This window comes from Melaminivora sp. (assembly GCF_032059615.1).
Taxonomy (GTDB): Bacteria; Pseudomonadota; Gammaproteobacteria; order Burkholderiales; family Burkholderiaceae_C; genus Melaminivora.
The window spans coordinates 1-12,303 of the sequence record NZ_DAMCAM010000018.1 but is presented as its reverse complement, the minus strand read 5'-3'; the positions used below and the strand labels follow the sequence as shown (position 1 = coordinate 12,303).

Genomic DNA, 12,303 nt, shown 5'->3' with positions numbered 1-12,303 from the left:
GGCTTTCTGTCCTTGCGCGAGGTCGGGACGGCCGGGCCGTCAGTGCAGGCGTCCGCTGGCCGGCGCGCCTTCGGCGGGCGCGGCAGCAGGTGCGGCGCGCGGCGCCAGCGGCTGCGGCTGCGGCTGCGGCAGCGGCAGCAGCGTGGCCACGGTGAGCTGGTCGTCGCCGAACCAGCGCGCCGCCACCGACTGCACCTCGGCCGGCGTAACGCCGCGCAAGAGGCGCAGCAGGCGCTCGTCGGCGTCCAGCGGCAGGCCCTGGACCCAGTTGCTGCCCAGGTCGCTGGCCTGGGCCTGCAGGGAATCGCGGGCATAGATGGTGGCTGCCGCCCACTGCGTGGTCACGCGCGACAGCTCGGCCGCGCTCACGCCCTCGCGCGCGACGCGGGCGATCTCGGCGCGCAGGGCCGATTCCACGTCCTCGGCGCGCTTGCCGGCGGCCGGCACCCCGGTGAGCAAAAACAGGGACGGCCCGCGCCCGATCACCGAGGCGTCGCTGCCAGCGTTGTCGGCCACACGGTCGGCCCCCTGCGTGAGTGCGCGCTGCAGCCGCGCGCCGTCGTAGCCGCTGAGCACCGCCGACAGTGCCAGCAGCGCCAGCGCATCGCGGTCGGTGGCCGTCAGTTCGCTCACGCGCGCCAGGCCCGGCACGCGGAACGCCAGCGCCACATAGGCCTGGTCGGCCGGCGCCTTGAAGGCGATGCGCCGCAGGCCCCGCTGCTCGGGCTCCTCGCGCGGCTTGCGCGCGGGCACCGGCCGCGCGGCGATGCGGCCATAGGTCTGCTGGGCCAGCGTCAGCACTTCGGCCGGCTCGACGTCACCGGCCACCACCACCACGGCGTTGGCCGGCACGTACCAGCGGGTGTGGAACTGGCGCACGTCGTCAGGCGTCATGGCATCCAGGTCGCTCATCCAGCCGACCACCGGGCGGCGGTAGGGCGAGGCGATGAAGGTGCTGGCGAACAGCTGCTCGATGAGCGAGGCGCGCGGCTGGTCGTCGGTGCGCATGCGCCGCTCTTCCTTGACGACCTCGATCTCGCGCGTGAACTCCTCGTCGGGCCACTGGTTGTGTGCGAAGCGATCGGCCTCCAGGCGCATCACGTCGGCCAGCCGGCTGGCCGGGATCTGCTGGTAGTAGCCGGTGTAGTCGCGGCTGGTGAAGGCGTTCTCCTGCCCGCCCAGGGCAGCGACGCGGCGCGAGAACTCGCCCGGCGGCACGTCCCGGGAGCCCTTGAACATCATGTGTTCGAGCACGTGCGCCACGCCCGAGGTGCCGTCCACCTCGTCCATGGCGCCCACGCGCAGCCAGACCATGTGCACCGCCGTGGGCGCGCGTCGGTCGGGCTGGACAATGAGCTGCATGCCGTTGGCCAGCGTGAACTGCTGCGCGCCCGTGGCCTTGGCGGCCGCGGGCGCGGCAGTCGGTGCGGGCCTGGTGGGGGCGGAAGGAACGGACTGGGCCAGGACATGCGAGCCGGCCAGCAGGACGAGAAGGGCAATGGCGCGTTTCATAGAATGGATGCGATTCTAAGAACCTGCCAATGTTCAGCTTTTTCAAGAAAAAAACCACCCCCGAGAACCCGGCGCAGGCACCGACGCCCGCCGCGGCACCGGCTCCAGCACCGGCAGCTCCCGTGCCTGAGGCGCCGGCCGCACCCGCCTCACCTCCCGCACCTGACCTGACTGCCCCTTCGGCCAGCGCACCCGCGGACGCGCCGGGCGCCATGGCCTGGCTGCGCCGTTCCTTCGGGGGCGGCACGCCGGCCCCGGTGGTGGCCGAGCCGGTGCAGAAGCCCCGCTCCGACGCGGCCGGGCGCCAGGGCTGGATGGAACGTCTGCGCAGCGGCCTGCACAAGACCGGCACCAGCATCGCCACGGTCTTCACCGGCACCCGGATCGACGAGGCGCTCTACGAGGAACTGGAGGACGCGCTGCTGATGGCCGATGCCGGCGTCAAGGCCACGCAGCACCTGCTCGACGACCTGAGGCGCCGCGTCAAGGAAAGCAAGGCCACCGAGCCCGCCGCCGTCAAGGGCCTGCTGGCCGACGCGCTGGCCGACCTGCTGCGCCCGCTGGAAAAGCCGCTGGTGATCGGCGAGCACAGCCCCACCGTGATCATGGTGGCCGGCGTGAACGGCGCGGGCAAGACGACTTCCATCGGCAAGCTCACGCGCCACTTGGCCGACCACGGCCAGAGCGTGCTGCTGGCCGCGGCCGACACCTTCCGCGCCGCCGCGCGCGAGCAACTGGGCGTCTGGGCCACGCGTAACACGGTGGAGATCATCAGCCAGGAAGGCGGCGACCCGGCGGCGGTGAGCTTCGACGCGGTGACGGCCGGTCGTGCCCGCGGGCGCGACGTGGTGCTGGTGGACACGGCCGGGCGCCTGCCCACGCAGCTGCATCTGATGCAGGAGCTGGCCAAGATCCGCCGCGTCATCACCAAGGCCGAGGCCAGCGCGCCGCACGAGGTGCTGCTGGTCATCGACGGCAACACCGGCCAGAACGCCCTGGCCCAGGTGCGCGCCTTTGACGATGCGCTCCAGCTCACCGGCCTGATCGTCACCAAGCTGGACGGCACGGCCAAGGGCGGCGTGCTGGCCGCCATCGCTCAGGAGCGGCCCGTTCCCGTCTATTTCATTGGTGTGGGCGAGCGCGTGGAGGACCTGGAAACCTTCAACGCCCGCGAATTCGCGCAGGCCCTGCTGGCCTGAACCGGGCGCTCAGAGCCTGTCCACCTGCTGCGCCACCCACTGCGCGTAGTCGCCCTCGGCCTGCACCTCGTGGGTGAGCAGCTGCGGCACCTCGTAGGGGTGCTGCGCGCGCAGCCAGACGCGCAGGCGCGGCGCGGTGGCGGGCAGCGTCTTGCACGACAGGCGCCACTCTGTTTCATCGCAGGCGCTGCCATGCCACTGGTAGTGCGAGGCGATCTGCTCGACCTGCACGCACGCGGCCAAGCCTGCGCCGACGGCTCCGGCAGCCAGGCGGCGCGCCTCCTCGGCACTGGCCACGGTGGTGGTGACGACGGCAATGCCGCCAGGGCTGTGGTTGCTGGTCATGGTCGCGATTGTGTCGTCCCTGCGCGACTGCCTCCTACGCGATAGCAGGAACTTATGGCCTTAGCACTCCATCCAAGCGAGTGCTAATATGATTGACAAGTTACACGAAAGGACATCTGCCATGGCTCTTCAGACTGCCCCTTCCGCGGCCAACACGCTGGCGCCCGCCAGCGCCTGGGCCGTCGTGCCGCCGCTGGGCAATCTGGACGCCTACATCACGGCGGTCAATCGCCTGCCCCTGCTTACGTACGAGGAGGAGCAGCGCTACGCCCGCCAGCTGCAGAGCGACGGCAACGTCGAGGCCGCTGGCCGGCTGGTGCTGTCGCACCTGCGCCTGGTCGTCTCGATCTCGCGCCAGTACCTGGGCTACGGCCTGCCGCATGGCGACCTGATCCAGGAAGGCAACGTCGGCCTGATGAAGGCCGTCAAGCGTTTCGACCCCGACCAGGGCGTGCGCCTGGTGAGCTATGCCATGCACTGGATCAAGGCCGAGATCCACGAGTACATCCTGAAGAACTGGCGCATGGTCAAGGTGGCCACCACCAAGGCACAGCGCAAGCTGTTCTTCAACCTGCGCTCGATGAAGCAGGGTTTCAAGGCCGGCTCCGAGGGCGCGGACACGCATCGCGACACGCTGTCCGAGCGCGAGATCGCCCAGATGGCCGAACAGCTCAACGTGCGGCGCGAGGACGTGATCGAGATGGAAACCCGCCTGTCGGGCGGCGACGTGCTGCTCGACCCGGCGCCCAGCGATGACGGCGAGCAGGCCTTCGGCCCCATCGCCTACCTGGCCGATCCGGGACACGAGCCCACGGCCATGATCGAGTCGCGCCAGCGCGACGTGCTGGCCACCGATGGCATCGCCCAGGCGCTGGAGGCGCTGGACGCGCGCAGCCGGCGCATCGTGGAGGAGCGATGGCTGCGGGTGAACGACGATGGCTCGGGCGGCATGACGCTGCACGAGCTGGCGTCCGAGTACGGCGTGAGCGCCGAGCGCATCCGCCAGATCGAGACGGCAGCCATGAAGAAAATGCGCAAGGCGCTGAGCGAGTACGCCTGATCCCTTCGCCCGTCCCTGGGGCGGACGGATAATCCGGCGCGCGGCCTCGATGGGCCGCGCGCTTTTTTTCGTCCGCGGCCCAGCCCGCGGCTTTCAGGAGACCGACCCACCATGCCCAGCCCCTCCTCCCTTCGACGCGCCCTGCTCGCCTGCGCCGCACTCGGCCTGGCCGGTGCCGGCGCCACCGCGGCCGCCCAGGGCGCGGCCGCCCCCGCCACACCCGGCTGGCCCGCCAAGAGCCTGCGCATCATCGTGGGCTTTCCGCCCGGCTCCTCGCCTGACCTGACGGCGCGCACCTTCTCCGAGCCCCTGTCCAGGGCGCTGGGCCAGCCCGTCATCGTGGAGAACAAGGTTGGCGCGGGCGGCAATATCGGCGCCGACACCGTAGCTAAGGCCACCGACGGTCACACCATCGGCCTGTTCATCAACGGCAACCTGACCATTGCCAGGTTGCTCAACCCGCAGGTCACCTACGACCCGGCGCGCGACCTGGCGCCACTGTCGCTGATCGGCGTCTCGCCGCTGGTGCTCACGGTGCCCGTGGGACAGAAGGACGTGCCTGCCACGGGCGATGCCCGCGCCTTCCTCGACGCCGCGCGCGCTGCCGGTGACCGCTGGAGCTATGGCACGCCCGGCGTGGGCACCGTGGGCCACCTGGGCACGGAGCTGCTCAAGGCGCGCACGGGCATCGACCCGCTGCACGTGCCCTACCCCGGCTACCCGCAGGTGGCCACTGCCATGGGCGGCGGCCAGCTGCAGATGGCGCTGCTGCCGCCGGCGCTGGCCCTGTCGCAGGAGCGTGCGGGCAAGCTCAAGCGCATCGGCGTGACCTCGGCCGGGCGCAGCACGCTGGCGCCCGAGGTGCCCAGCCTGGCCGAGGCCGGCGTGCGCGACTTCCAGCTGGAAATCTGGAACGCCTTTGCCGCTCCGGTCAGCATGCCGGCGCCGGTGCGCGCGCGCCTGTCGGCGGTGATCGGCGAGATCGCGCGCAGCCCCGAGGTGCGCGACAAGCTGTTCCAGCAGGGCTGGCAGGCGGTAGGCTCGTCGGCCGAGGGCCTGGCCAACCGCATGCAGGCGGACACCGCGGCCATGGCCCGGGTGATCCGCGAGCAGAAGATCAGCGCGCAGTGAGCGGCGCGGGGCGCGCGCCCCGCCCGGCCGCTTTGCGTCAGGCGCCCTCGGCCAGCAGCGCGCGCACGTCGGCCAGCAGGGCCGGCGCGCCGCTGCCATAGCGGTGGTACACGCGCAGGCGCCCGGTCGTGTCGTAGACGTAGTTGCCGGCCGAGTGGTCCATGGTGTAGCTCGTCGGTGTGCTGCCGTCCACGCGCTTGTAGTAGATCTTGAAGTCACGCGCCACCGCGGCAAGCTGCTCGGGCGTGCCGCGCAGGGCGACGAAGGACGGGTCGAAGTTGGCCATGTAGGCCTTGAGCACCTCGGGCGTGTCACGCTCGGGGTCCACCGTCACGAAGACGCCCTGCAGGCGCTCGCCGTCCGTCCCGAGGGCGCTCTTGACCTCGGCCAGCTCGCTGAGCGCCGTGGGGCACACGTCCGGGCACTGCGTGTAGCCGAAGAAGACCACCACCACCTTGCCGCGGAAGTCCTTCAAGCTGTGCGCCTGTCCGTCCTGGTCAGTCAGGGGCAGGTCGCGCGCGTAGTCGGCGCCGGTGACATCCACCCCCTGGAACTGCGCGCCACCGCGCGAACAAGCAGAGAGAAAAACGGCTGCAGCCGGCATCAGCAATAGATTTTTAGCTATTTTTTCAAGAGCAAAACGACGTTTCATGGTCCTGCGTCAAAGAACGTAATGGTCCACCAGCAGGGCGGCGAACAGCACGCTCAGGTGGATGAGCGAGAAGCGGAAGGTCTTGCGCGCCAGCTGGTCCGAATAATGGCGCCACAGCAGGAAGCCGTAGGCACAGAACCCCAGGCTGAGCAGCACCGCGGCGACCAGGTAGATCCACGAGCTCATGCCGTAGATGAAAGGCATCAGACAGCCGGCGAGCAGAATCAGCGTGTAGAGAAACACCTGCAGGCGGGTGAACTCGTTGCCGTGCGTCACCGGCAGCATGGGCAGGCCGGACTTGCGGTAGTCCTCCACCCGGTACAGCGCCAGGGCCCAGAAATGCGGCGGCGTCCACAGGAAGATGATGAGGAACAGGATCAGCGCCTCGGGGCCCACCTCGCCCGTCATGGCCGCCCAGCCCAGCACCGGTGGCATGGCTCCGGAGGCACCGCCGATCACGATGTTCTGCGGCGTAAGCGGCTTGAGAATGACGGTGTAGATGACCGCATAGCCGACGAAGGTGGCAAAGGTGAGCCACATGGTCAGCGGGTTGACGAAGCAGTAGAGCAGCGCCGAGCCGGCCGCGCACAGCAGCGCCGAGAACGCCAGCGCCTGCGTGCCCGAGAGCTCGCCGCGCGCCGTGGGCCGCCAGGCGGTGCGCTTCATGCGCGCGTCGATGCCGCGCTCGACCAGGCAGTTGAAGGCCGCGGCGGCGCCCGCCACCAGCCAGATGCCGACGCTGGCCAGCGCCATGTGGCCCCATTGCAGCGCACTGGGCAGGCCCGGCACGGCCAGCACCATGCCGATGAAGGCACAAAAGACGATGAGCTGCACCACGCGCGGCTTGGTCAGGGCGTAGAACTGCGCCAGCCGGGGCGGCAGCATGGGTGCGGTGGTTGCGGTGGGGGCGGCGCTCATGCCAGGGCCTCCTTGCCTGCGGGCGGCCGCGCCGCCAGAACTGGCTGGACGGCGGGGCGGCTGGCCGCCAGCGCCCAGACCAGCACCACGACCAATGCGGCGGCGCCTCCGGTGTGCAGCACCGCCGCCGGCAGCGGCCAGCCCAGGACGACGTTGGACAGGCCCGTGGCCAGCTGCAGCAGCGCCAGCCCCGCCAGCCAGCGCGCCTGCGCATGCAGCCGCGGCAGGCGCCACAGCCGCCAGACCAGCCAGACGAGGGCCGGCAGCACGACGTAGGCGGCCAGGCGATGGGTGTAATGAATGGCGGTGAGCGCGGCAAAGCTGATGTGGCTGCCATCCTTGAGCACGCCCAGCGGCCGCCACAGCTGGAAGCCTTCGGCAAAGGCCATGGGCGGCCACCAGCTGCCCTGGCACTGCGGGAAGGTGGTGCAGGCCAGCACCGCGTAATTGGTGCTGACCCAGCCGCCCAGCAGCACCTGCAGCACCACCAGCAACAGCACTGCCGCCAGACCCCGGCGCAGGCCCGGCGCCACGGGCTCGGCGGCGGCCCCGCCCTGGCGCACCGCCTGCACGCACAGCAGGGCCAGCAGCACCAGCCCGCCGAGCAGGTGCAGCGTGACGATGGCCGGAAACAGCCGCATGGTTACGGTGAGCGCGCCGAACGCGCCCTGCAGGCAGACCCAGACGAGCGTCGCCGTGGCCCACCAGGGGCTGAGCGGCGGCGCGCCCCCGGCCGCGCCCACCGCGGCGTGGCGCCAGCGCCGCTGCCCGCGCCAGACCAGCACGGTGAGCGCAATGATCAGCACGCCCACGCCGGTGGCCAGGTAGCGGTGCACCATCTCCACCCAGGCCTTGCCGTGCGTGACCGGGCCGCTGGGCAGGGCCTGCTGGGCAGCGGCGATCTCGGCGCGCGCACCCAGGGGGCTGGCGCTGCCATAGCAGCCGGGCCAGTCGGGGCAGCCCAGGCCGGAATCGGTCAGCCGCGTGAAGGCGCCAAACAGCACCAGGTCGAAGGTCAGGAACAGCGTCAGCACGGCAAGCGCCTGCAGCCGCGCGGCGTGCGGGCGGCCCCGGCTCCTGCGCCAGACCCAGGCCAGGGGCAGCAGTGCCAGCGCCAGGCCCAGCGCCATCAGCTCCAGCACCGGGGCCAGGTCATACAGGGGCTGGGCCTGCATCAGCGCCCCTCCCCGCCACGGCCAGGCTGGTCCCATGAGGCGGAAGCGCGCAGTAGCCGGTCCAGGTCGCGCTTGGCCTGGGCCGCGCCCTCGCGGTCGAGCCGGGCCGGAAAGCGCATCATCCAGTGGCCCATGGGATCGACCACGTACACGTGCTCGTCCAGACCGTGCCCATCGGCCGGCGCCAGCCAGCGGGCGAGCTGGTCGCCATCGACGCGCAGGACGGTGGCCTGGGCCAGGGCCGGCGCGATGTCCTGGGGCAGGGGCGCGTCGTCGGTGATCAGCCAGACCCAGTCCACGCGGTCCTTCTCGCGCCCCATGCTCTCGCGCAGCTGGCGCTGCAGATACAGGTTGGAGCGGCACTGCGCGTCGCAGGCGCCGCCCGAGGCGCTGAGCAGCAGCCACTGGCCCTGCAGCTCGGCGAGGGCACGGGGGGCGCTGCCATCGGGGGCGCTTGCGGCCAGCGCAGGCATGGCGCGCTGGGGCTCGATCAGCTCGCCGAAGTTGCGCCGCCCCTCGGGCCGCACCACGTAGTAGGTGAAGTAGGAGGCGATGACCGGCGCCGCGCAGACCAGCAGCAACCCGAGCATCTGCCATCGGCCACGACGCGAGCGCTCGACGGCGGCCAGCGCCTCACCCGTGGCCGGCAGGTCGTGCACGGTCAGGCCCAGGGGCTCAGGACTGGCGGGCGCGCAGGGGCCGCAGGATTTGGAACCAGACATAGAGGATTGCCACCAGGGCGCACAGCCCGAACCATTGAAACGCGTAGCCGTAGTGCTTGTCCACGCCATTGTCGGCCGCAGGCCAGTCGCGCTGCAGCCCATCGGCCGCGGCGCCAGTCTGCAGCACCGACAGCGCCAGCAGGGGCAGGCCCGTCTGCTCGGCAAAGGCGGCGACGTCCAGATTCTGCCGGATGCGCGAATCGCCCTGCTCGCCAGCGGCCGGGGCAAATTCATAGAGCCGCGCAGGCCCGGCAGCCATGCGGCCCTGCACCAGCACCTCGCCGGCGGGCGTGGGCACATCGGGCAGGCGCGTGCGGTCGCGAAAGTCGCGCGGCACCCAGCCCCGCTGCACCAGCACGGCTGCCGGCGGTGCGCCGGCCAGCAGGAGCGGGGTGAGCACGTGGAAGCCGGGCCGGCCGTGCATCTGGCGGTTGTCCAGGAAGACCGTGGCTTCGGGCGCCCACTGCCCGCGCAGCTGCACGCGCCGGTGCAGGAGCTGCTGCAGATCGCCCCCGGCGCGGGCGGCGCGCAGCAGTTCGTCGCCCGTGGCTGGCGCCCGGGCGGCGCGCTCCTCGATGGCCGCCTGGAGAGCCTGCTTGTCAGCTGCGCGCCCGAGCTGCCAGCGGCCCAGCGACGCGGTCAGCACCAGCGCCGCCACGGCAGCGACCGTGACGATCCAGAAGCGCCAGCGCACGCGCGCGGTGTTGGCCGGATAATGGCCCGTCATCCGGCGTTCGCCCCTGCGGCGCCCCGCCCGGCGCGGCCGGCCGGGCGCCTTTTCGCAGGCCGCGCCTGCATCCGCCCCACGCTGCCCCAGCCGCCATGAAAATCCTCGTCGCCCTGGCCTTTCTCGCCATCCTCGCCAGCCTGGCGTCGGCGCTGTTCTTTATGATGCGCGGCAGCCGCGACGCCGCCGACGACCGGCGGCGCGGCGCGCGCATGGCCTGGGCACTGGCGCTGCGCGTGGGCCTGTCGGTGGTGCTGTTCCTGTGCGTGCTGGCGGCATGGAAGCTCGGCTGGATCCAGCCGACCGGACTGCCCTCCTCGCCTTAGGCAAAAACCCTTTGAAACCCGCGCCAAAGCTTGACCTACAGCTCTCATTTTTGATATTTCATCGGTGGAAAAAGCGCCTCGCGGCGCTTTTTTGCTTTCGGGCGATGCCTGCCGGCCGGTCACATCCAGTAGACCAGGATGTACAGCCCCAGCCACACCACGTCCACGAAGTGCCAGTACCAGGCCGCGCCTTCGAAGCCGAAGTGGCGCTCGGCCGTGAAGTGGCCGCTTTGCAGCCGCAGCGTGATGAACAACAGCATCAGCATGCCGACGAAGACGTGGAAGCCGTGGAAACCCGTGAGCAGGAAGAAGGTCGAGCCGAACACGCCCGAGTTCATCTTCAGGTTCAGCTCGGTGTAGAGGTGGTAGTACTCGTAGCCCTGCACGAACAGGAAGGTGATGCCCAGCAGCACCGTGACCCACATGAAGGCGATGGTGCGGGCACGCTGGCCGGAGCGCAGCGCGTGGTGGGCGATGGTGAGCGTCACGCCCGAGGTCAGCAGCAGCGCGGTGTTGATGGTCGGCAGCCAGAAGGGCCCGACGGTCTGGAAGGGCTCGACGGTGCCCGCGGGCGAGGCGGTGGCGCCGGCCGCCAGGCTGGGCCACACGGCCTTGAAGCCGGGCCAGAGGATGCTGTTGTCCAGGCTGCCCAGCGCCGGCACCGAGTGCGCACGGGCCCACCACAGGGCGGTGAAGAAGGCGCCGAAGAACATCACCTCCGAGAAGATGAACCAGCTCATGCTCCAGCGGTAGGACAGGTCGATCCGGTGCCCGTACAGGCCCTGCTCGCTCTCGCGCGCGGCTTCCCGGAACCACTGGAACAGCACGAACAGCCACCAGGCGATGCCGAACCAGAAGGACCACTTGCCCCACTGATGACCGTTGATCCACTGGCTGGCGCCCAGGATCACGAAGAACAGGCCGATGGCGGCAAGCACCGGGTGGCGCGACTCCGCCGGGACGTAGTAATAGGGCGTGGCGCCTGGGGTGGTTGCACTCATGTCAGCTCCTGGTTCTCGAAGTTCTGCGTGTCTCTCGCCTTGTGCGCTGCCGCTGCGGGGTCCGTGCGGCCCGTCAGGCGACCCACTTGACCACTGCAATCAGCAGCAGCACGAAACCGAACAGCGCAAGCAGCCCGATCAGGATCACGTGCAGCGGCTGGATGCTCTGCAGATCCTGGCGGTACTCCTTGCCCGCGCGCAGCCCGATCAGCGACCAGGCCACCGCCCGCACCGAGCGCGCCAGCGAGGCGCGGCGCGGCGACGGGCCGGACCCGCCGGGGCGCCGAGGGCCGTTCACGTCCCGGCCTCCGCGGCAGGAGCCACCGGGGCGGCAGCCGCCGACTGCGGCGCGGCCGGCGTCTTGCCGCCGACCTCGAAGAAGGTATAGGACAGGGTGATGGTGGTCACGTCCTTGGACAGGCGCGGGTCGATCACGAAGGCCACCGGCCACTCTTTCTTCTCGCCCGGCTCCAGCGTGTACTGGCTGAAGCAGAAGCATTCGAGCTTGGTGAAGTGCGGCGCGGCCTGGCGCGGCGCATAGCTCGGGATGGCCTGCGCCGCCATGCGCCGGTTCTGCACGTTCTGGAACTCGTACATCACGGTGGCCAGCTCGCCCGGGTGCACCTGGATGGAGCGCTGCGCGGGCTTGAACTCCCAGGGGCCGCGCGCGTTGGCGTCGAACTCCACGGTGATGGTGCGGCTGGTGTCCACCTGCGTGTTGACCGGCACCCGGGCCAGCGGCCCGGCCGTGCCGTTGCCCGGCACCAGGCGCTCGGACAGGGTCAGGATGTTGATGCCCGTCGCCTCGCAGATGCGCTTGTAGATGGGGATGAGCGAGTAGCCGAAGGCGAACATGCCCAGCGTGATGACGGCCAGCTTGCCGACCATGCGCAGGTTCTCGTGCTTCAGGCCCATGGCTGCCCCTTTCCTCAGCCCAGCCAGACCATGCGCAGCACGAAGCCGGCAAAGAAGATCAGCGCCAGCGAGGCGAGGATCAGCGCCAGGCGCAGGTTGGCCTTTCTCTTGTCTTCGGGCAGGGGCATGGCGGAGCGCTCCATGGCGGGGCCTGGCATTAGCCGATCACGCGCGTGGCGGTGGCGTCGAGCCTGGGCGGCACTTCATAGGTGTGGAAGGGCGCGGGCGAGGGCACCTCCCACTCCAGCCCCTCGGCTGCTTCCCAGGGGCGCTGGGGCGCAGGCGCGCCGCGTCCGCGCATGGCGGGCACGACCACGAACAGGAAGAAATACACCTGCATCAGGCCGAAGCCGAAGGCGCCGAGCGAGGCGATCATGTTGAAGTCGGCAAACTGCATGGGGTAGTCGGCGTAGCGGCGCGGCATGCCCGCCAGCCCCAGGAAGTGCATGGGGAAGAAGGTGATGTTGAAGGTGATCATCGAACCCCAGAAGTGGATGCGTCCGCGCGTCTCGCTGTACATGACGCCGGTCCACTTCGGGCTCCAGTAGTAGTAGCCCGCAAACAGGGCGAACAGCGAGCCGGCCACCAGCACGTAGTGGAAGTGGGCCACGACGTAGTAG

General features: G+C 70.4%; 16 protein-coding genes. 4 read left to right on the top strand and 12 right to left on the bottom strand.

Annotation, left to right across the window (positions count from 1 at the left end; translation table 11 throughout):
* Positions 1 to 39: 39 nt before the first annotated feature.
* Positions 40 to 1,512, bottom strand: coding sequence for a pitrilysin family protein (locus tag RT051_RS05845; RefSeq protein WP_313073540.1), 1,473 nt, complete (start codon positions 1,510 to 1,512; stop codon positions 40 to 42).
* Between the two features lie 29 nt (positions 1,513 to 1,541).
* Between RT051_RS05845 and ftsY the strand changes: the two genes are divergently transcribed.
* On the top strand, positions 1,542 to 2,711 hold the full coding sequence (ftsY, locus tag RT051_RS05840; protein ID WP_313073537.1) for a signal recognition particle-docking protein FtsY: 1,170 nt from the start codon (positions 1,542 to 1,544) through the stop codon (positions 2,709 to 2,711).
* A 9-nt stretch (positions 2,712 to 2,720) separates the two neighbouring features.
* Here the strand turns inward: ftsY and cutA are convergent, their stop codons facing one another.
* Positions 2,721 to 3,056: a divalent cation tolerance protein CutA gene (gene cutA / locus RT051_RS05835; protein ID WP_313073533.1), complete on the bottom strand. Its 336-nt coding sequence runs from the start codon at positions 3,054 to 3,056 to the stop codon at positions 2,721 to 2,723.
* A 121-nt stretch (positions 3,057 to 3,177) separates the two neighbouring features.
* Between cutA and rpoH the strand changes: the two genes are divergently transcribed.
* Together rpoH and RT051_RS05825 are read left to right on the top strand one after the other, a co-directional pair.
* On the top strand, positions 3,178 to 4,116 hold the full coding sequence (gene rpoH, locus RT051_RS05830) for an RNA polymerase sigma factor RpoH (protein ID WP_313073530.1): 939 nt from the start codon (positions 3,178 to 3,180) through the stop codon (positions 4,114 to 4,116).
* Positions 4,117 to 4,227: 111 nt separating this feature from the next.
* Positions 4,228 to 5,247: a tripartite tricarboxylate transporter substrate binding protein gene (locus RT051_RS05825; protein ID WP_313073527.1), complete on the top strand. Its 1,020-nt coding sequence runs from the start codon at positions 4,228 to 4,230 to the stop codon at positions 5,245 to 5,247.
* A gap of 37 nt (positions 5,248 to 5,284) precedes the next feature.
* On the opposite strand, the gene RT051_RS05820 is transcribed toward RT051_RS05825, so the two are convergent.
* From RT051_RS05820 to RT051_RS05800, 5 genes are read right to left on the bottom strand one after another with little or no spacing between them, the layout of a single operon-like run.
* Positions 5,285 to 5,851, bottom strand: a complete 567-nt coding sequence (locus RT051_RS05820; protein ID WP_313073524.1) for an SCO family protein — start codon at positions 5,849 to 5,851, stop codon at positions 5,285 to 5,287.
* Between the two features lie 57 nt (positions 5,852 to 5,908).
* On the bottom strand, positions 5,909 to 6,817 hold the full coding sequence (cyoE, locus tag RT051_RS05815) for a heme o synthase (protein WP_313073522.1): 909 nt from the start codon (positions 6,815 to 6,817) through the stop codon (positions 5,909 to 5,911).
* On the bottom strand, positions 6,814 to 7,995 hold the full coding sequence (locus RT051_RS05810; RefSeq protein WP_313073636.1) for a COX15/CtaA family protein: 1,182 nt from the start codon (positions 7,993 to 7,995) through the stop codon (positions 6,814 to 6,816). Before RT051_RS05810 ends, cyoE begins: the two co-directional genes overlap by 4 nt.
* Positions 7,992 to 8,714, bottom strand: a complete 723-nt coding sequence (locus RT051_RS05805; RefSeq protein ID WP_313073519.1) for a hypothetical protein — start codon at positions 8,712 to 8,714, stop codon at positions 7,992 to 7,994. The genes RT051_RS05810 and RT051_RS05805 overlap by 4 nt, the downstream gene beginning before the upstream one ends.
* A complete protein-coding gene (locus tag RT051_RS05800; protein WP_313073516.1) occupies positions 8,668 to 9,441 on the bottom strand; it encodes an SURF1 family protein in 774 nt (257 codons plus the stop codon). The genes RT051_RS05805 and RT051_RS05800 overlap by 47 nt, the downstream gene beginning before the upstream one ends.
* Positions 9,442 to 9,536: 95 nt before the next feature.
* Between RT051_RS05800 and RT051_RS05795 the strand changes: the two genes are divergently transcribed.
* Complete coding sequence (locus tag RT051_RS05795; protein WP_313073513.1) at positions 9,537 to 9,767, top strand: twin transmembrane helix small protein; 231 nt, start codon at positions 9,537 to 9,539, stop codon at positions 9,765 to 9,767.
* 119 nt (positions 9,768 to 9,886) lie between these two features.
* Here RT051_RS05795 and RT051_RS05790 read toward each other — a convergent pair whose 3' ends face one another.
* The 5 genes from RT051_RS05790 to RT051_RS05770 all read right to left on the bottom strand — a co-directional run.
* On the bottom strand, positions 9,887 to 10,768 hold the full coding sequence (locus RT051_RS05790) for a cytochrome c oxidase subunit 3 (RefSeq protein ID WP_313073511.1): 882 nt from the start codon (positions 10,766 to 10,768) through the stop codon (positions 9,887 to 9,889).
* A gap of 73 nt (positions 10,769 to 10,841) precedes the next feature.
* On the bottom strand, positions 10,842 to 11,066 hold the full coding sequence (locus RT051_RS05785; protein ID WP_313073508.1) for a DUF2970 domain-containing protein: 225 nt from the start codon (positions 11,064 to 11,066) through the stop codon (positions 10,842 to 10,844).
* Positions 11,063 to 11,683: a cytochrome c oxidase assembly protein gene (locus tag RT051_RS05780; RefSeq protein ID WP_313073505.1), complete on the bottom strand. Its 621-nt coding sequence runs from the start codon at positions 11,681 to 11,683 to the stop codon at positions 11,063 to 11,065. The genes RT051_RS05785 and RT051_RS05780 overlap by 4 nt, the downstream gene beginning before the upstream one ends.
* 14 nt (positions 11,684 to 11,697) lie before the next feature.
* On the bottom strand, positions 11,698 to 11,826 hold the full coding sequence (locus RT051_RS05775; protein ID WP_409520553.1) for a cytochrome oxidase small assembly protein: 129 nt from the start codon (positions 11,824 to 11,826) through the stop codon (positions 11,698 to 11,700).
* Positions 11,827 to 11,840: 14 nt separating this feature from the next.
* On the bottom strand, positions 11,841 to 12,303 hold a 463-nt coding region (locus RT051_RS05770), incomplete at its 5' end, for a cbb3-type cytochrome c oxidase subunit I (RefSeq protein ID WP_313073502.1).